The sequence below is a fragment of the Spirochaetaceae bacterium genome, assembly GCA_009784515.1.
Taxonomy (GTDB): Bacteria; Spirochaetota; Spirochaetia; order WRBN01; family WRBN01; genus WRBN01.
Genome location: WRBN01000005.1, coordinates 1 through 19714, shown reverse-complemented (window position 1 = coordinate 19714; position 19714 = coordinate 1). Strand labels below are relative to the sequence as shown.

Sequence of the window (19714 nt, the reverse complement as noted above, 5' to 3'; positions counted from 1 at the left end):
GGTTTATTTATCGGCAGGGTGAAAGGAGTTGTTAATAGATAGAGCCGCTTTAACTTTTGTGGTTATAGCTTCTTTTTCTTCCTCTAAAAGAGAACTACTAGTAATTTGGTAATTGGTTTTCTTAATATCTTTTAATGCTTCTATTAATAGTTCTTCGGTTATAAATAATTTATCATCTATTGCTGTTGTAACAGCAGCCTTAATGATAGCATTTTTTATGTCCCTGCCGCAAATATCATCTATAACCGCTAGCTCATTAACATTAATGCCTTTATCAAGCGGTAATTGTGGTAAAAGCATAGCTTGCCATAACTTTTTACGCATTTCGAGGGTTGGTTTTTTAAAGTGAATACTTCTTATACGGGTTACAAAAGCTTTATCATAGTTTTGGGCTAGATTAGTAGCAAAAATAACAACTCCATTAAACTGCTCTATTTGAATAAGCAGCTGGCTGCGCATAGAGTTAATAGCTTGCTCACTGCCTTGTGTTATATTAGTAAGTCGTTTAGATAACAGACTATCGGCTTCATCGATAAATAATACGGCATTATTTTCGCTGGCTATTTGAAAGAATTTCTTGACATTTTTGGGGCCGTCACCATGATATTTACTCTCCAATTCGGCATAGCTGACTAAGATAATTTTGCGCCTCATTGCTTTCGCAAGACCGTGTGCTGCCATAGTTTTACCAGTACCACTAGTGCCATGAAAATTTAAGGCTAATTTGGGATTAGGCTCTATTTGAGCAAGTCCCCACTCATTATAAACTTTATTTTTAACACTTTCAAACCTGATGGCATAGTTTAGCTCTTTAAGGGTGCTAGGCTCTAAAATAATTTGCTCAAAAGAGTATAAAGGCTCTTGAGCTAAAATAGAAAATTTTTCTTTCTCATTATTTTCTTTTTTTGATGAATAAAGAGATAGTTCTACAGAGTGAATTTTTCTGTATTTTTTGGGCAAAATTTTATTTAGGGTGGCTGTAGCACGGTTAATAAATTTTACAGTGTCTTTTTCATTAAAATCGGGAATGTTAGTTAAGATTAAGTTCATGCTTAGGGCTTCTCAATTCCAATAAATTTATAATCTCACTAAAATTATTGCAGTGCCTCTCCTCTACTTCTTTATATTCTTCTATTTTATCGCTAAATTTTTTAATTTTTTCCGTAATATCATTCTGACTCGCATAGTCAGCGCGGTTAAATTCATACCCTACTTTCTCACATTCAGTACTAAATTCATGACATACACCCAAGAAAATGTCGGCAACATTTTTTAGTTCTTTAAAATAAAATATAAGGTCGCTGCAACAATCACCTAAAGTAGGTAATCCAGCCTCTAGCACAGCTATTTGTGCTTCACTCTCTTCAATATCGTTTTTATTCATAAATGACAATTTTATCCTTACTATGAAGCTCCCCAATTTCATTGTCAAGCCTTTCGGCTTCATATCTAACCCCATCTAATAATTTATTGCTTTCCTTATCAAAAATTCCTTGAACAACTCTATACTTTCCTTTTTTTATTCCTTCTTTAAGTGTAAAAGCCACCTTGCTCGAATCACTGCGATTCATCAAAGTAGATTTTTCTCTAAACCAACCTTTAATTACCTCAAACTTAAGTTCAATTACAGCAATAATTGTAATCAATCCTAATACAGCAGCTATTATTCCTAAAAACGGCAACATATTTTTTCTCCTAACTAGGGTAAGTATAGGTTAGAATAAATAACTTGTCAAGTAAATTTAATATCAAAACTAAAAAGTATTATAAGGTAATTGTGCTTACCTTTACAAAAGCTTTAAAATCAGCTAAACTATCCCTATGAACAACTTTAAAGCCGGCTTTGTGGCCATTGTAGGGCGGCCATCGGCGGGAAAAAGCAGCCTCATCAACAGTTTAACCGGTTACAAAACCGCTATCGTGTCGCCCTTGCCGCAAACCACGCGCCGTAATATTAGAGCTATTGTGAATAAAGAGCAGGGGCAGATTGTCTTTATTGATACGCCCGGTATGCACAAAAGTGATAAAAAGATTAATCATTACTTATTTACCGAAGCTAAACGAGCCTTAGAAGATGCAGACGCGATACTCTATTTAATTGATGTTAGCCGCAAACTTGGCCCCGAAGAAGAAGAGGTAGCCAAGTTAGTAGCCGGCACCGGCAAGACTAAATTAGTAGCATTTAATAAGATAGATAAAGAAGACGCCGTCCGTAATTTACCTTTTTACAACCAATTTATTAAACACTTTTTACCTGATATAACAGCGGTTCATATTTCGGCACAAGAAAAAACCGGCCTCAATGAACTTACCACCCAGCTCATCGAACTATTACCGGAGAGTGAGGCTTTATACCCGGCCGAAATGTATACCGATCAGCAACCGACCCTGCGTATTAGCGAAATTTTGCGTGAACAAGCTATTAAACAGCTGCGTAATGAAGTGCCTCATGCTTTATACATTGATATAGCCGATATGGAAATGCGCGGCAGTAAACTTTGGGTGCGTCTCTTTATGGTGGTAGAGCGTGAAAGTCAAAAGGCTATGCTGATAGGCCGGGAAGGACTAACTTTACGCAAAATACGCGTGGCAAGTTTAAAGGAATTAAGCTTAATCTTTCCTTATAAAATAGAGCTGGATATTAAAGTAAAGGCCGATAAAGCTTGGCGCAATAACGATGATGTGCTTAAAAAGTTATTTATGCTTAATTAAAGAGAGTGTTTAGATTGAAAAGCAAATTTACCTAGTCCATACTGCTTATTGGCCGTGATAATAGTATTTCCTCCTTTATTGACTACCCCTCCCTTTTTCATGTATACTATCATCAACCTAGTAAGCCTTAACCTTACTATAAGGAGACCCATGAAACACTTTTTAGGCCTAGATATAGGCTCTACCACCGCCAAAGCGGTGCTCTTAAATAGACAAGGCGAGCAAGTTTTTAGTAAATATGTGCGCCACAATACCCAAATTTTTGCCACTTTAATTGAAATATTAACCGATATTAAAAACCAATTCGGCAACATTAAATTAAGCGCCGCCATCACCGGTACAGCCGGTATGGGTGTAGCCGAACGCGCCGCCATTCACTTTGAGCAAGAGGTGGTGGCCGCCGGTGTGGTAGCTGAGCAGCGTTACCGCGATTGCCGTACCTTAATTGATATTGGCGGCGAAGACGCTAAAATCATCTTTTTTAACGCCGATATGAAAGCCGATATTCGTATGAACGGCGCTTGCGCCGGCGGTACAGGAGCCTTTATCGACCAAATGGCCACCCTGCTGGGCTATAAAGTAGAAGAGCTGAACGATTTAGCCAAAACCAGTGCCACCACCTACCCTATCGCCAGCCGCTGCGGAGTTTTTGCTAAAACCGATGTGCAAAACCTTATCGCACGCGGCATACCGGCCGGCGATATTGCCAGCAGTATCTTTCGGGCGGTAGCCTTTCAAACCATTAACGCTTTAACACGTGGCTTTGATGTGCGGCCTAAAATTATCTTTGCCGGCGGTCCGCTCACCTTTATGAGCGAACTACGCAAAGCCTTTTACGACATTTTAAAAATTAACGAAAGCGCCGTTATTGATATGCCCCACACCGAACTTATCCCGGCCTTAGGTGCAGCTTTAAGCACGAATAATTTGCCGGAAGAAGAGCTTGATAACCTAATAAACCGCATTACCGCCACCAAAGATGTAGCCATCGAGCTATCGGCCCGTTTAGAGCCGCTCTTTAAGAATAATAAAAAATTTGAGGAATGGCTAACTAAAAAGAACAGCCAAGATGTGGTGGCCAAAGCCGAGCCGCTGCATGTTAAAAACCATCAATATTTTTTAGGGATAGATAGCGGGAGTACTACCACTAAGATTGTATTAATCAATAAAGATGGCGCAGTGGTAGCCCGTAATTACAGTCCTAATAATGGAAACCCCATCGATGCCGTCCATCGCGGCCTAAGTGCCGTGCGTGATGAGCTGGCTACCTTAGGCGTTACCAACCCTACCATCTTGCGCAGCGCCACCACCGGTTACGGTGAGGAACTTACCCACTTTGCCTTCAAGTTTGATGATAGCTTGGTAGAAACCATCGCCCATTACCGCGCCGCCAGCCACTTTAACCCTAACGTCAGCTTCATTTTGGATATTGGCGGGCAAGATATGAAAGCCATCTTTATTAATGATGGCATTATTAACAATCTTGAGCTTAATGAGAGCTGCTCCTCCGGCTCGGGCTCTTTCATCGAAACTTTTGCTAAAAATCTTAGCCTAAGTGTGCAAGATTTCGCCTTAGCCGCTTGCCTTGCTCAAAACCCGGGCGATTTAGGTACACGCTGCACCGTGTTTATGAACAGTAAAGTAAAACAAAGCTTACGCGAAGGGGCCACGCAAGGTGATATTAGCGCCGGCCTTGCCTACAGCGTGGTAAAAAACTGTTTTAATAAAGTTTTAAAGCTTACCGATATGAGCCTGCTGGGCGACAACATTGTGGTGCAAGGCGGCACCTTTAAAAACCCCGCCGTGCTGCGTGCGCTGGAGAAAATTGTGGGGCACGAAGTTACCCGCCCCGATATTTGTGAGCTAATGGGCGCTTATGGCGCGGCTTTAACAGCTTTAGAGCGTTATAAAGACGGTGAAAAATCTACTTTTATTGGCTTTACCCATTTAGACCAAGCTAAAAATAACACACGCCGTAGCTTACAGTGTAGCGGCTGTGAAAATTTGTGCCAAATTACTCAAATTAGCTTTGAGGGTGAAAGCCGCAAATTTTACAGCGGTAATAAATGTGAAAAAAATTTTACCAATCATTTAAATTCCGATGAAATTGGCTTTAATATGCACGATTATAAACGTGAGCTACTTTTTAACCGTCCCAATGAGGCCGTATCGACTAAAAAAGGACGCATTGGTATCCCGCGTGTGCTCAATATGTGGGAGGATTACCCCTACTGGCACACCTTGTTCACACACTGCGGCTTTGATGTAGTACTTAGCAGCCCCAGCACGGTGGCGCTGGCCGAAAAAGGTTACGGCGGCGTGATGAGCGAAAATATCTGCTTCCCCGCCAAAATTGCCGGCGGCCACATCATCGAGCTGTGCGAAGCCAAAGTAGACCGCATTTTTTACCCCATGGTCTTTTTTGGTAAAACCGAATACGAAGATGCCCTCAACCAATACAACTGTCCGGTGGTTACCGGCTACCCAGAGGTTATCGCCAGCGCCATTAACCCGCAGGCCAAATACGGTATCCCTTTTGATAAGCCACCGATGGCCTTTAATACCCCTAAGCTTCAATATGACAGTGCGAAAGCTTACTTTGTTGACATACTTAAAGTGCCGGAGGCCGCCTTTAAAAAAGCTTACAAAGCTGCTTTAAAATCTAAAGCCGATTATAACGAAACCTTGCAGCTTAAGGCCGCAGAAGTTATCGCTAAAGCCCGTTCCGGTAACAGCCTTGTCATTATGTTATTGGGCCGTCCCTATCACGTGGATAGCCTCGTCAACCATAAATTACCGGAGATGATTAGCGCGCTGGGCGTACACGTACTTACCGAAGACTGCCTGCCGCTAGACGAACGACCCGGCCTTGATGAAGTAGAGGTGCTCACGCAATGGGGTTACCCCAACCGTATTTATGAGGCCACTTTATGGGCGGCACAGCAAGCCAATGTGCAAGTTGTACAGATGAATAGCTTTGGCTGCGGCCCGGACGCGGTGGTAGTTGATGAGGTAAAAACCCTGCTTAACAGTTACGGTAAAAACCCAACTCTTATTAAAATTGATGAAATAACCAGCCCAGGCTCCGTCAAGCTGCGTATCCGCAGTATGATTGAAAGCCTTAAAATGCGAGACGTCGGCTTTAGCGGTAAAAAAACGGAAAGGATTAGCCCAAAAATTTTTGAGCTGGACGATAAAATCCGCACCATCATTGCGCCGGAGTTTAACCCCTTTTATACCAGCTTTATTGTGGAGCCATTCCGTAAAGCCGGCTACCAGCTAGAGATATTACCTATGCCCGATAGGGCCAGTATCGATGTGGGGTTAGCCTACGCCAACAACGATATTTGCTACCCCGCTACCATTGTCATTGGCGACCTCATTAAAGCGCTGCAAAGCGGTAACTATGACACAGCCAAAACCGCCGTCGCCTTAACCCAAACCGGCGGCCAGTGCCGTGCCAGCAGCTATGTAAGTATGCTAAAAAAAGCCCTCGTTAATGCAGGCTTTGCCGAAGTTCCCATTGTAACCATTACTACTCACGTTGATGCGAAAGGCGGTATGCACGAGCAGCCCGGCTTTATCTTTAAACGCACAGATTTTATGTTGAACTGCCTGCTTGGTATTCTTTACGGCGATATTTTAGCTAAACTTTATTGGGCTACAGCCAGCCGCGAAGTAGTTAAAGGCGGGGCTTTAAAGGTAGCCAATAAGTATATTGAGCTTGGCCGCAAAAGTGTCGACTACAAGCATAGTGGCCATATCTTTAAGTTAGCGGCAGAAGCAGTGGCAGAATTTAATAAAATTGAATGCAAAACAGAGGCCATGCCGCGTGTGGGGATTGTGGGTGAAATTTACGTTAAATTTAACGAATTTAGCAATAACTATACTGCTCAGTGGCTCATCGAGCACGGTATTGAGCCCGAACTGCCGCCGCTTATTAACTTCTTTTTATCTACCATTGTGGAAAGCAAATATAACGCCAGCGTTCATGTGGAGGAACATAGCTTTAAAGGGCTCTTAACCTTAAAGTTAGCCCGTGTGCTTACAGCCGGATTAGTTAAAAAAGCCAACAAAGTTATTGAAGGCAGTAAACTAACCATTAGCCCTATCCACGATATTGTGCACTTGGGTGAAAACGCCGCCACTGCCATCGACCTTATGATACAATTTGGCGAAAGCTGGCTGCTACCCGGTGATATTGTAACCTTTATAGAAGACGGCATTAACGATGTGCTTTGCTTGCAGCCCTTTGGTTGTATCGCCAACCATATTATTGCCAAAGGGCTGGAGAAAAAACTAAAGGAACGTTTCCCTAAACTTAATCTGTTGTTCATCGATATGGACGCCGGCAGCAGCGAGGTAAACATCGCCAACCGTTTAAGCTTTTTAGCACGAGGAGCACATCAATCATTAAATAGTTAAAGGTTACCTCCTTAATAATATTGCTTAAAAGACGGGCCTAGCCCGTCTTTTTTTTCATTGACAGTTACCTGTAAGTAAACTATACTATAATTATAGGCAATATCTCTCTTACAGCAAACCGTTATTACACTATAGAAGATTACGACAACCTCCCGCCAGATGGAAGACGCACCAAACTTGGTGATTGAAATAGGCTCGCCTGCTACCCTTAAAACAAGATTTAGGCAAAAAGCGTCTTACTTACGAACGGGCCGGGGTGTGCAAATATTGGGTGGTGCGTAACCCTTACTGGGTGTACTGTTATTTACTAAATGACGAGGGCCGTTATACCGAAAGTATTTACCGCGACCAAACCGATATTAAGATGCAAATCTTTGAAGATTTAAACATAAATTTTAGTTATTTACAGAAATTTTAAAACTGAAAATTAAAGCCTGCTTTGACAGGCTTTGTTTAAAAATTAATTTACTGGCACTAAATCAGCATCTCTCACATTAAATTCACTTTCATAATCTAAATTACAAGTATGGCATAATGGCACGATATATGGCTTATTAGTTTCTCCTACTTTTTTAACATGGGCGCCATCAGTCGCTTTTTCATTACAACCCTCTCGTGAGCAATCCCCAAATTTTCTACCAGTTGCTTTTTCCCAATACTCTTTCCAATTAGTACTGGAACCACCAGTTCCGCGTAAATTTTTAACTTTTGTCATAATTATATGACCTCCATAATCCAAATACTTAACCAAGTGTATCAAAGATAAAAATGATTAGCTTGAGTAGTATACCACAAAACCTCCTCTTTGAAAAGTGTTTTTATAAATAATATTTAATAATCAGCGTTATAACACTTTCATATCTTAAACAAAAATAATAATCATCTTAATTAAAAATTAAATTAATAATAATTCTCATTTTTTAGCCGAAAAGTATTGACAAATTCTTAAAGGTAGTTTAACCTAAAAACATAGGAGATTAAACAAATGGCAAATATAGCTGAACTTGCAAATAAAATGAAGGAGACTGAGCAGCTCTTTCATAGTATTCATTTTGGGGCCGTTAGCGGCGAAGGCAGTAGTTTTGATGGCCTACACCTTTTATTTAGCGACCTGTACACCGACCTTTTTGAAAAATACGATGATGTAATCGAGCTGGCCTATAGTGTGGGTGAAACCCCCGCTTTAGGAGCTATCCCCGCTATGCCTTACAAAAAATTTACCGCACCGGAGGCCTTAAAAATTGCCGAAGCCGAATACGGTAAACTTATCGATTTAGCCGTTAAGTTATTTAACGATTTTAGCGGTAACACTGCTAACGATATAGCGGTACAAGATTTACTTGGCGGCTTAATTGCCGGTTGGCACAAAGAGCTTAACTACAAAATTAAGCACCGTTTAAATAAATAATTTTTATAAGCCTCCTTTTTAATGAAGGAGGCTTTTTTATTAAAAAACCCAAAACCTTAAGAACTAAATTTTTTAGCATTTAAAAATTACATAACTACTCTTTTATATATTTACAACAATTACACTTAGCAATATTCATTATAACAAATAAATTTAGGTATTTACAATTATCTAAAAATAAAGTATAATATTTTTTATTAAAAATAAAAGGAGATAATGAATGAAAAAAATAGCTTTATTAGTATTGCTTAGTTTAATAGCAACTAATAGTTATGCAGTAGGAGTTGGTCTTGGTGTAAAAGGTGGCAGCGGTATTGGTTTTGTTGACAGCGTTGCTTTTACCGGTAGTGGCAGCGATGCCACCAGTGTAAGGGATTTTGGGTTAGCCAATGGTATTGAGCTTTTTGTTAATTTAAATTTTAATCCGCTTATGGCTTTACAAGTGGCCGTAGCTTTCGGCGGTTTTAACAGTCTTGGCAGCGACCATAGAACGCGTGAACGTACCGATGGCAGCTGGAGCAGTTGGGAAACTTCCAGCAGAAACGATATTACTACCCAAATAAATAGCTTAGGGGTAGAGACTCTATTTCGTATTAATATACCGCTAGCCAATCTTTACGCTAGTCTTGGCGGGCAAATTGGCTATAGCTTTATGGTACATAGCAGTGCCGATGACACTTCGGTCGGCTTTCCTTATATGGATTTTGCCGGTGTAGCCGAAGCCGGTATCGAACTGCCTATTGGCCCCGGTGGTTTAATTATTGCCTTACGCAGCCGTTTTGGTATTAGCCTAGATTTTTACAACAGTACCAATGGGTACCTTGATTACCGCCTTATCCGCGATTTTGTAGCTTTACGCGCCGGTTATGCTTGGAATTTTTAAATATTTTTTAATACCTCAAATTAATTAAAATAAATCCCCTTATTCATTAAGGGGATTTATTTTTTGTTAGCTTTCATAGTTATGATACATAACCTAATTGTATTGATAATGAATGAGTTTTGGCATATATTACTAATGTAAAGTATTTATTTGTTATTTAAATGGCGATATAGAGCTTAAAACCTCTCTTTAAAGCAGTAAAAATTAAGAAGTAAGAAATAAAAATTCTCACTTTTTAATTTATTTTACACTTAATTAAAAACTAATAAAATCGTCATCATCGGTTGCGGTAGGCGAAGCCGGTAAAGGCTTACTTTTAGCAGGGCTTGCTTTGGACAGCTCTTTTTTAACTTCGTTCTTTATAATGGGTTTAGGTGGAGGAGCCTTAACTGGTTTAACGGCGGCAGGATTATAAGGTTTGGCGCTTGTTGGTTTGGAAGCAGCGCTAATTTTAGGGCTAGCTGCCGGTAGACTAGGTGATGGCAAAGCCGCAGTACTTCTTCCTGCATTGGTTTTAAAAAAGTCAATTTCTCTTTGCAGGGCGCTAGTTTGCTCAATAAGTACAGAGGCGCTGCTAGCTAGCTCTTCGGCGCTGGCCGCATTATTTTGAGTGGTGGCATCTAATTGGCTCATGGCTTTTTCTATTTGGTCTATCCCTAAACGTTGCTGGCGGCTGGCGCTGGCAATTTCTTGTACCAGCCCGGCCGTTTGTTGAATTTGCGGCACAATCTCGGTAATTAAACTGCCGGCATTTTCGGCAATAATTAAGCTCTCTTTAGAGAGGGCGCTTATCTCGGTGGCGCTAAGGGCGCTGCGTTCGGCCAGTTTGCGCACCTCACCGGCCACAACGGCAAACCCGCGCCCGGCATCACCGGCACGAGCGGCTTCGATGGCGGCGTTAAGGGCCAGTAAGTTGGTTTGACTGGCAATACCCTCAATAACACCAATTTTTTCGGCAATGGCCCGCATCGCGGTAATGGTTTTAGTTACGGCTTCACCGCCGGCTAAAGCATTTTGAGCAGCTTCTTCGGCAATTTTTTCGGTATTATTGGCATTTTCAGTATTACTGACAATGGTGCTGGCCATTTCTTCTATGCTGGCGGCTATCTCTTCGGCGCTGGCCGCTTGCTCGCTGCTACCATGCGCAATGTTGGCGCCGGCGGCGTTAATTTCGGTGCTGCCGGCGCTAACGGCCTTTGTATTGGCCTGCGCATTAACAATAACGGTGGTTAACTGCTGCTTCATTTGGTTTAAAGCCTTAGACATACCGCCAATTTCATCGTGCCGCTTTAAAAGTTTTTCATCAACATCTAAGCGCAAATCTCCGCTGGATATGGTATTAGCTAATTGTTCCACTTTGGTAATGGGCTTAACAATAGAGCTCATTAAAATAAAAACCATAACGATAGATATTAAAAGAGTAAAAAAGGTAATAGATGACGAAAAGAACAAAACCGTATTGGCCGGGATATTAACAATAGTCATAGGAATGATAAAACCTACGCTCCACAAGGTATCAATCCCCGGTATCCTTAAAGGGTAAGTTACTATTAAAGTATCGTCTTGCATACGGTTATTCCAAAAAACACCTTGATACGATGTACCGTTAGTAATGGAGCGCTCTAGCGGCTGCACAATATGGGCCGGCCAAATATTAGCTAAATAAGCCGCTGTGCTGCCCTGAATCCCGGCGATAGAGGAAAAAGTAGGCGTCATCACATTACTATAAATGCCTTCGCTACGGCCAAACATCTCAATCACACGGCTAATAAGATAATCTTGCAATTGCGCCACACTTAAAGCCATACCTACTACCCCAATGTTTTGCCCTTCGGCATTGGTAATGGGCACACTTACCGTAATAGATGACGTGCCGCGTACCTCTGTAGGTTCTATCAACTGCGGCCGGCCGCTGCGAAAGGCATCGGCATAATAAGATAAATTGCTGTTAAAAACCTCGCTGCGCAAATCCAAAAGCTGCCCTCTGCCATTATAAAAAAGAGCTAAACGGCCCGTTTGGTCGCTGCCCAAAATGCCGATAAACTGATTGTCTAGGCCGTCAAGGGCATTAGGTTCCAGCACCACATATAAATAATCAAAATTATCTCTAATTCTTTGCACAAAACGCGTAACGTTACCGCTTACTATTTCGCGCCTTTGTTCGGGAGCTATGGTGATAATATTATTACGCACCACACTGGCAATAGCTTCGCTATGGTTAAACTTATTGGTAAATATCATCTCGGTAGAGATAGAGATACTCTTGGCTTCGCCGGACGCAATATAAACCGAGCTATCAAAAGCCCGGTTGCGCGTAAACAAACCGGTAACCAACGCCCCTATGGAGAGCAGCACAGTTAAGACACCACAGATAGTTAAAATACTAAAACCTTTAAGCTTTAACTTTATCATAACAAAAAACTCCTTATTGAAAAACGCATTAGATTAGACTACAACATTTTATTTAAATTTCAGTTTATAATACAATATAGCATAAATACAGCTGCTTTACTACCCTTTAACCGGCTATTCGCCACTAAAATATACCATAATTTTAATCATTTTTTCTAGCCTTATATATGGTTAATTTTTATTTATGCGCAGCAGTTAAAATGCCGATAAAGTAAAAAAGTGTGGAGGATAAAAAAAGATGAAAAAAGGTATATTAGGGCTGATAATTGGCCTGTTTATCAGCATATTTTTGGTAAACGCCCTAGAAGTTGCGGTGGAAGAAATTTACCGCACGCGTAATGCTAATATACAGTTTGTCAACTTTACCGGCCCCGTTACCGTCAACGAAAGCGCCTCGCAAATACGGGCCATTGGGCAAGGCTTGGCTCTAGCCTCGTCGGCTACCCCTAACCAACTGCATACCATTAACAACCGCTACTCTATTATAGAGGTAAGCGATGATATTAACGACGGCCTTTTTTCGGCAGCCATTTTATTTATAGACCCTCAAGCAAGGGTAGACCATATCCGTAATGTACGGCAAATTGTTGCCGGCTTTTTGCAGGCACGTTACGATTACAGCTTTGAAGATGCTAATGTGTTAGCTTACTTCCTCTCTTTTTACAACGCCGTTTACCGTGGCGATGTAGCTTTTTTACAAACCGTTTACAAACCTGCCGTCTTTAATTACGTAACGGCACAAAACGCCGGTATTTCGCGCTTTTGGAATGAATGGGCCGGGAATACCGCTTTTATTATTCCGTTAGTAGATGCCTCTACAATGGCCATTAGTGTGCTTGGCAGCGAGGTAACGGCGGCAGCCCGCAACGAAGAGGCCGATATGGCCATTGATATGCGCGAGGCCTTACAAGAGATTAGGGCCGATGCTATCGACCAAAACGAAGCCGCTATTACTGCCAACGAAGAGCAAATTGCCCAAAACCAAGAGCAACTGCCGCAGCTGCAACAGCAAGCTGAACAAGCAGGCCAGCAAGCCGACCAAGCCCAACAACAGGCTAATCAAACCCAAGAGCAAGCTAACCAAGCCCAGCAAGCAGCTGACCAAGCTCAGCAGGCCGCCGATGAAGCTTTAGCTGCCGGCGACCCTAATGCCGCCCAGCTACAAGAACAAGCCAATCAAGCCCAACAAGCAGCCAACCAAGCTCAGCAAACGGCCGATGAGGCCCAAGAACAAGCCGAGGAAGCCCAGCAGCAAGCTGAAGAGGCTCAGCAAGCCGCCGACCAAACTCAGCAGCAAACCGAACAGTTGCAAAACCAAAATGAGCAGTTAGCCACCGAAAACCAGCAAATTGCCCAGCAAATACAGCAAGAGCAACAACAACTGGCCGTTGACCAAGCTACGCAGCAAGCCATTGCCGACCCTGCTACCACCGCCCAAACTTTGGTGGATACTCAACAGCAGTTAGCCCAAGCCCAGCAACAGCTAGATGGTATTAGCCCGATGGTAGGCGGTATCTTTTACTTTATGGACGTATCGGAACGTTTTTTAAACGGCCATTACCGTAATCGTTTACTGGCCATTAACCCGGTAGCCGGCGAGATAATGGCTACCAGCTCGCTGGAAATATGCAGCCGGCAATTTTTAGCTTTTAGCGGCGGGGTTGTCTCTATCACCGCGATGGACGTAAACCATGCCTCCGGCCATAACTTAACAATGTTTGATTTGCAAACCTTACAGCCTATCCACAACAGCGAAGGGCAAAATATTTACTGGAATAGTTTTATCGTCAACGATGCCGGTAATATTTTGGCGGTAACTGTGGTTGGCAATAACTTCTTCTTAGGCCGTTTTGACCAACAGCTTAACTTAACGGCTACCAGTGTTGCCCAGCTAGATGCCGATACCACCATAACTGTTTACGGTAACTTTATTTATGCTACCTACACCGGGCGCGGTCAAATTGTTATTATGGATAGAACCACTTTAGCTACGGTATCTACCATTAACATTAGCCGTTAATATCATAAGGGGAGTACTATGTTTAAATACCTATTAGGCTCTCTTTTATTTGTTATGGCCCCTCTTAGCTGGGGGCAAAACAACATTAATATTAGCGCTTTGCAGCAACGTTTGGAGGGGCCCTTAAGCTTAGAAGAGCGCAGTGCCCTTAACCACCAATTAGCTATTAGCCACGAGTTAGCCGGTAATTTAAAAGAGGCGCAATTAGCTTACCAACAGGCTTACTTTTACAGCCGCCCCGTCAACCATCTTTTAGCGCTTAGAGCCGGCTTTTTAGCCATCGAGTTGGGTGAACTTAGCGTAGCTATAGCCATAATTAATCAGCTGGCACGTATGCCGCTTAATAATAACGAAAGAAACCGGGCTTTAAGCCTAACTTTTACCATCTACGGCCTGCAAGGTAATGCCACTGCCGGCACAAGATTGTTACAAAATGAAAATAACTTTATTGGCAACCACGCCGATGCCGCTTTGCTGTTTGCTATTTACCGCTACCATATACGGCTTAGGCAAATAAACGAGGCCATGCCGCTGGTGGTTCGTATCCAAACTCTTTTCCCCAACAGTCCCGAAGCCGCCCTTTTACGCGGCACAGCTTTGGTGTTTCCTAGCCCGGCTAATGTATTTTAATTAAAAAGTAAGAATTAATAATTAAGAACTAGCGCCTTCCAATTCTTACTTCTTAATTTTCTAGGTATTATTACCGCCGTCAACCCGGCTAAAAGCCAAGTGATAGTTGAAAACTGATAACTGAAAGTTTTTTAATTCTTAACTTTTAACTTTCACCTGTAGGAATGTCGTTAAACCCGGCGCGGCCTGATAGGGAGAGGACTATGAGGGCGGCTCCTTCACCTAAAGAAGGGGGTGTTAGAGATTAGTAATGGGGAGGCTAGTTTAAGTTTAAGTGAAAATGGTTTAATGAGCTTATTAAATTAAAGCTCTACCAGTTCGCCCTCTACGCTATAAACGGTCCACTCGCAAATATTGGTTACATGGTCGCCCAGTCGCTCGAGGTAACGGCCGATAATAGCTATTTGCAGCCAAGATTCGCGGGCCGGTTCGCTTTGCCCGGCCAGTTCGTTAGCTACCCGCTCCATTACTTCATCAAATAATTTATCCATCTTACGGTCTTCGGCGGCCACTAACCGCGCCTCGCCGGTATCATCATTCACATAACTGCTGATAGCCGAGCTAAGCTGAGCAACGCCTTGCTCAATCATTGGTAAAAAATCTACCTCTTTAATCACGCGTACCGAATGCGGGTAGCTAAGCAGCTGCTTGGCTATGTTAGCGGCATAATCGCCGATACGTTCAAGGTCGGCCACAATTTTTAAAGACGAAATAACCCGCCGTAAATCTTGGGCTACCGGCTGCTCGGTAACGATAGCGCTAGCGCATAAATCGAAGATTTTTCCTTCTAATTTATTAATTTCTACATCGCCGGCCTTAATACGTTCGGCTTCATCTAGTAAACCATTTTGAAGGACAGGGATAAGCGATTTTAAAGCCTGCTCCACCAGCTCGTGCATAGTTACTACGGCCATTCTTATTTCTACTAATTTTTTGGTAAATCGTGTACGTGTCATCTTTCCTCCGCTTAGCCAAAACGCCCCGAGATATAATCTTCGGTCTTCTTACTTTTAGGTTTACTAAAAATTTGCGTTGTTTCGCCGGCTTCTTCGATATGGCCTAACAAAAAGAAGGCCGTATAATCCGAAATACGCGCCGCTTGCTGCATATTGTGGGTTACAATTACTACCGTATATTTTTCTTTTAAGCTATCGATAAGCTCCTCGATATGGCCGGTGGAAATCGGGTCGAGGGCGCTGGTCGGCTCGTCCATTAACAGCACGCTGGGCTCGGTGGCAAGGGCACGGGCAATACATAGGCGCTGCTGCTGCCCGCCCGAAAGGCCAAGCGCGCTGCGGCGCAGCCTATCTTTGGCTTCGCTCCATAAGTTGGCATCTTTAAGGGCTTTTTCGATAATTTCATCAAGCAAATGGCGCTTTTTAACCCCGCGCAAGCGCGGCCCGTAAGCAATGTTATCGTAAATAGTCATAGGAAAAGGGTTGGGTTTTTGAAAAACCATACCCACGTGGTTGCGCAAATTAATGGCATCGTAATCTTTAATAATATCGCGCCCTTCTAAAAGAATTTTACCCTCTATACGGCAGCCTTCTATAAGTTCGTGCATGCGGTTAAGGGTTCTTAAAAAAGTGGTTTTACCACAGCCCGATGGCCCAATTAACGCCGTTGCTTTGTTTTTATTTATATTTAACGAAATATTATGCAAAGCCTGATACGCTCCATAAAATAACGATAAATTTTTTACCTCAAAAACTATATTAGTTTCCATTGGTTCTCCTGCTTTTTTAAGCGTTTTTGCGCCCACTAATTAACTTACTGGCTAAAAAGTTGGTAACCAGCACAATAATGGCCAGTAATGCCGCCACCGCAAAAGCTCTTTCGATAGAGATACCTTCGCGGATTAACATATATAAGTGGGTGGTTAATACCCGGCTGCTGCTAAACAGCGAGCTGGCCGCCCCGTAATCAAAGCCCATAGTAAGCACTAAAGCGGCGCTTTCGCCCATTACCCGCCCGGCCGCCAAAACAATACCGGTAAGTATCCCGTTACGTGCCGCCGGAATAAGCACAAAAAAAACCGTTTGCCATAGATTAGCCCCTAAAGCAAGGCTGCCGTCTTTATAACCGGCCGGTACCGTCTTTAAGGCTTCTTCGGCATTTTTCATTAAAGTAGGCAACAACATTAAACTTAAAGTTAAACAGCCGCTTAATAAACCAATCCCAAAACCCAGTATCCCCACAAAAATAATAAACCCAAATAAACCAAAAATAATACTAGGAATACCCGCTAAAATATCAATTAAAGTACGTAGTACTTTAACCAGTTTGCCTTTTTTGGCGTAATGCGTTAAATAAATGGCTGTGCCTACGCCAAAAGGTACCGCTATCAGCAGCGATAAAGCTATCATATAAATGGTATTTAAAATGATGGTAGAAAAACCGCCGGCGGCCCCAGCCATACGCGGCGCCTCTATAAGCATACTAAGCGTTAAATTGGGCTCTTGCCGCCGGGCCCACACATTAATAACCCGTACATCATCTAACTGATTAGATTCAAAAAAAGTGGTTTGCATAAAAGCGCTAGGATTAGCCTGTAATTCGGCAAGGCTATAAGCTTTAATAACGGCTAAATTCTCACCGTTAAGCTGCTGCCAATTAGTTATCCCGCCCTCTAACAACTGCTGCTGCTCGGCCGCCGTTAAGGTAGCAATCGTGCGTCTATCCCCAAAAACAGCGTTATTAGCCACTAACTGCCACTGCCTAACCGGCACTACCCTGCCACCGACAAGCCGGCCGGTTAAATTTTGCGGGCCATAAATAAAAGCCCCGAGCTGCTGGAGGTGGGCTTGCGCCTCTGTTAATTGCTCGGTATTAATTAATACCATAGGCCTAATAAATAAATCTTGCCCACTTAAATTAGTATAATTAATTAAATTACCATCGGCCACATCGTTCATTTGGGCGGTAGTTATGCGCCTAAGCCGCACTCCTCTATTAACCACCAGCTGCCATTCTTCATCGTTATAAAGATAACTCTCGGAGGTTTCGGCTAAAAACTGCGAAAAATCGTTGGTATCGGTCCAAAAGCCACGCACTAAAATAAAACCTAAAATGCCAAATAAAGCCACAAAAGCCAACGAAGCCAGCAGATAAAGTAAAGCAAAGGCAAATTTTTCTTGCACTTTTTTGCGCCGTTTAAAACGTAAAGCCATTATTTTTTGCTTTCCCTATTAATGTAAGATACCAATAAATTTAGCAGCAGCACCAAAACCACCACCACTAAAGCCGTAGCAAACAACGCCGATAAATGGGTGCCGCTGGCATAGCCCATTTCGTTTACCACATTCATCGTTAAAGTACGCCCCATACCGGTTAAACTTCGGGCAATGACTGGGGCATTACCGGCTACCATAAGCACGGCCATAGTTTCGCCCATCGCCCGGCCCATACCTAAAGCAATGGCGGCGCTAATACCGCTTTTAGCCGATGGCAGCAACACACGCACAATAGTTTGCCACAAAGTGGCCCCAAGCGCTAAGCTGCCCATTTTAATCTCATCGGCTACGGCACGCAAGCTGGTTTCGCTAACACTCACGATAGTAGGGATAATCATTACCGCCAATATAACACCGGCCGTTAAAATACTAAAACCGTTACCGCCAATATGCTCGCGGATAAACGGGGCTACGGCCACTATACCAAAAAAGCCATAAACCACACTAGGAATACCGGCTAAAAGGCTAACCATTAAACGAAAAAAACCCGCTATTTTAGGCGGGGTAAGATAAGCCATAATAATGGCCGAAGCTAAACTAATCGGAATGGCAATAACTAAAGCCAGTAAAGTTACCTGAAAAGTACCTACAATAAAGGCTGCTATACCAAAGCTAGGCTCAGCGGCGGTGGGCAGCCAGCTGGCGCTAAACAAAAATTGCAACGGCGAAAAGCTAGCAAAAAGCGGTAACCCGCGCATCGCTATAAAAATGACAATAAAAAAAGTAGTACCGGCCGCTATCATTGTAAAGGCTAGTAACACCCATTTCATAACACTAGCAATAATGTAAGAACGTTTCATCTTTTTTGGAATGATACAAGTTTACCTAGTTAGTGTCAAGGTGGCCCAGCGCTTTTGTTCACCTTTGCTATCGATAAAGGGATAGCTACCTTTAAAATAACATTCCCCGCCCCTAAAAGGCGGGGAACTAACCCTTTAAAAATTAAAATACCTACCCCTGCCTATTCGCCTCGATAAAAGCTTGTTTATAACTATGCCTAAAACATTCGTAGTGCCAAATATCCATTACCTCACCGGCAGGCATCTTTTGCAAGCCGGCCACACTGCCGTAGCCGCAATAAGCCAGCTGATAAAGCACCGCCCGATATTCGCCGCCGTTAAAATTTACCGGCGGCCTAATAGCTGTAGAGGCAGCCTCGCTACTATTAACTAAGCAATAGCGAGGCCTTTGAAAAAAGGGGCTAAACTCTGGCCGGCCAAATTAAACAATATAAAAAAGTAATCTTGCCTCTTATCCTCCTCCTCTAGGCACTCAAAGTTATTAAGGCGGCTGTTATTATACAAAGCTCTCGCCCCGCAACTCTTTAAAGCCTTTAGCACCTGTGGGCTGGTAAGCAAAGCAATTATCATTGTTTTAAATTGATTAAAACTATCTGCCGTTAAAATATCATCTATATTTAGCTTTGCCAAAGTTTTTAAACTCTCTAGGGTTAAATTAAAGTTTTGCCCTTCTTTTAGTACCGCCTCTAATAAAGCCACAGCTTCATTAAAGGGCGGGCCGGCAAATTGCAGCTCGGCGCCGCTGGGTAAAATTTTAGTCATTGTTGTTTCTCCTATAAAAATTACTCTTTATTTAAGCGATTAAACGCGGTGCGGCGCTAAAGTGTAATTGATAAACAGCTATCGCCTGCTCTACCGCCCCAGTGGCGTTACTTTGATTGTCTACTCCGCGTTTAAAGGCCCCGTTGGTTAAAAGATATTGCTCTTCCTGAATATGGCCGTAACCATCGCCCAACTTTTTAACCAGCTTGCCGTTAAGCAGCTTAAAGGCTACTCCTTGCTGTAACATATCGCTCAGCAAGCCATTTAAAAACCTATCGTCGGCCGAACCTTTAAGTAAACGCAAAGTAAGTTCGCATTGTTTACCTTCTTCGTTAAAGGCAAAAAGAGCATTACCTGCCCGGCCGTTTTTAAGACTGCTTAAATTATTAGGAAAACTAAGCCGGGCCACCTCACCATCGGCAAAATCGG

At 42.8% G+C, this 19714-nt stretch carries 19 protein-coding genes; 7 read left to right on the top strand and 12 right to left on the bottom strand.

What is annotated here, in order from left to right; all coding sequences use genetic code 11:
- Positions 1-3: 3 nt before the first annotated feature.
- From FWE37_01160 to FWE37_01150, 3 genes are read right to left on the bottom strand one after another with little or no spacing between them, the layout of a single operon-like run.
- On the bottom strand, positions 4-1050 hold the full coding sequence (locus tag FWE37_01160) for an ATP-binding protein (protein MCL2519601.1): 1047 nt from the start codon (positions 1048-1050) through the stop codon (positions 4-6).
- Positions 1031-1384 carry a hypothetical protein gene (locus FWE37_01155; GenBank protein MCL2519600.1) on the bottom strand — a complete coding sequence of 118 codons (354 nt, stop codon included), beginning with the start codon at positions 1382-1384 and terminating at the stop codon, positions 1031-1033. The genes FWE37_01160 and FWE37_01155 overlap by 20 nt, the downstream gene beginning before the upstream one ends.
- Entirely contained in the window at positions 1377-1685 is a 309-nt protein-coding gene (locus tag FWE37_01150) for a hypothetical protein (protein ID MCL2519599.1), read from the bottom strand. The genes FWE37_01155 and FWE37_01150 overlap by 8 nt, the downstream gene beginning before the upstream one ends.
- A gap of 136 nt (positions 1686-1821) precedes the next feature.
- Here FWE37_01150 and era point away from each other — a divergent pair, with 136 nt between their 5' ends.
- From era to FWE37_01135, 3 genes are all read left to right on the top strand, one after another.
- Entirely contained in the window at positions 1822-2712 is an 891-nt protein-coding gene (gene era / locus FWE37_01145; GenBank protein ID MCL2519598.1) for a GTPase Era, read from the top strand.
- A gap of 150 nt (positions 2713-2862) precedes the next feature.
- Positions 2863-7137 carry an acyl-CoA dehydratase activase gene (locus FWE37_01140; protein MCL2519597.1) on the top strand — a complete coding sequence of 1425 codons (4275 nt, stop codon included), beginning with the start codon at positions 2863-2865 and terminating at the stop codon, positions 7135-7137.
- A 256-nt stretch (positions 7138-7393) separates the two neighbouring features.
- A complete protein-coding gene (locus FWE37_01135) occupies positions 7394-7555 on the top strand; it encodes a hypothetical protein (protein MCL2519596.1) in 162 nt (53 codons plus the stop codon).
- A 42-nt stretch (positions 7556-7597) separates the two neighbouring features.
- Here the strand turns inward: FWE37_01135 and FWE37_01130 are convergent, their stop codons facing one another.
- The gene (locus tag FWE37_01130; GenBank protein ID MCL2519595.1) at positions 7598-7852 is read right to left on the bottom strand and encodes a hypothetical protein; all 255 of its coding nucleotides are present in this window, start codon (positions 7850-7852) and stop codon (positions 7598-7600) included.
- A gap of 270 nt (positions 7853-8122) precedes the next feature.
- Between FWE37_01130 and FWE37_01125 the strand changes: the two genes are divergently transcribed.
- On the top strand, positions 8123-8545 hold the full coding sequence (locus tag FWE37_01125; GenBank protein ID MCL2519594.1) for a hypothetical protein: 423 nt from the start codon (positions 8123-8125) through the stop codon (positions 8543-8545).
- 220 nt (positions 8546-8765) lie between these two features.
- Positions 8766-9428 (top strand): hypothetical protein, encoded by a 663-nt coding sequence (locus tag FWE37_01120; protein ID MCL2519593.1) that lies wholly within the window; start codon positions 8766-8768, stop codon positions 9426-9428.
- Between the two features lie 255 nt (positions 9429-9683).
- On the opposite strand, the gene FWE37_01115 is transcribed toward FWE37_01120, so the two are convergent.
- Positions 9684-11840: a methyl-accepting chemotaxis protein gene (locus FWE37_01115; protein ID MCL2519592.1), complete on the bottom strand. Its 2157-nt coding sequence runs from the start codon at positions 11838-11840 to the stop codon at positions 9684-9686.
- Between the two features lie 238 nt (positions 11841-12078).
- On the opposite strand from FWE37_01115, the gene FWE37_01110 reads away from it, so the two are divergent.
- Positions 12079-13860, top strand: coding sequence for a hypothetical protein (locus tag FWE37_01110; GenBank protein ID MCL2519591.1), 1782 nt, complete (start codon positions 12079-12081; stop codon positions 13858-13860).
- Positions 13861-13878: 18 nt separating this feature from the next.
- Positions 13879-14490 carry a hypothetical protein gene (locus FWE37_01105; protein MCL2519590.1) on the top strand — a complete coding sequence of 204 codons (612 nt, stop codon included), beginning with the start codon at positions 13879-13881 and terminating at the stop codon, positions 14488-14490.
- A gap of 302 nt (positions 14491-14792) precedes the next feature.
- Here the strand turns inward: FWE37_01105 and phoU are convergent, their stop codons facing one another.
- The 7 genes from phoU to FWE37_01070 form a co-directional block, all read right to left on the bottom strand.
- On the bottom strand, positions 14793-15446 hold the full coding sequence (gene phoU / locus FWE37_01100) for a phosphate signaling complex protein PhoU (GenBank protein MCL2519589.1): 654 nt from the start codon (positions 15444-15446) through the stop codon (positions 14793-14795).
- A gap of 11 nt (positions 15447-15457) precedes the next feature.
- Positions 15458-16216, bottom strand: coding sequence for a phosphate ABC transporter ATP-binding protein PstB (gene pstB, locus FWE37_01095; GenBank protein ID MCL2519588.1), 759 nt, complete (start codon positions 16214-16216; stop codon positions 15458-15460).
- A 16-nt stretch (positions 16217-16232) separates the two neighbouring features.
- Entirely contained in the window at positions 16233-17660 is a 1428-nt protein-coding gene (gene pstA / locus FWE37_01090; GenBank protein MCL2519587.1) for a phosphate ABC transporter permease PstA, read from the bottom strand.
- On the bottom strand, positions 17660-18523 hold the full coding sequence (pstC, locus tag FWE37_01085; GenBank protein MCL2519586.1) for a phosphate ABC transporter permease subunit PstC: 864 nt from the start codon (positions 18521-18523) through the stop codon (positions 17660-17662). Before pstC ends, pstA begins: the two co-directional genes overlap by 1 nt.
- Before the next feature lie 151 nt (positions 18524-18674).
- The gene (locus FWE37_01080) at positions 18675-18821 is read right to left on the bottom strand and encodes a hypothetical protein (GenBank protein MCL2519585.1); all 147 of its coding nucleotides are present in this window, start codon (positions 18819-18821) and stop codon (positions 18675-18677) included.
- Between the two features lie 71 nt (positions 18822-18892).
- On the bottom strand, positions 18893-19285 hold the full coding sequence (locus FWE37_01075; GenBank protein MCL2519584.1) for a hypothetical protein: 393 nt from the start codon (positions 19283-19285) through the stop codon (positions 18893-18895).
- Positions 19286-19316: 31 nt separating this feature from the next.
- A partial coding sequence (locus FWE37_01070; protein ID MCL2519583.1) for a hypothetical protein occupies positions 19317-19714 on the bottom strand: 398 nt, incomplete at its 5' end.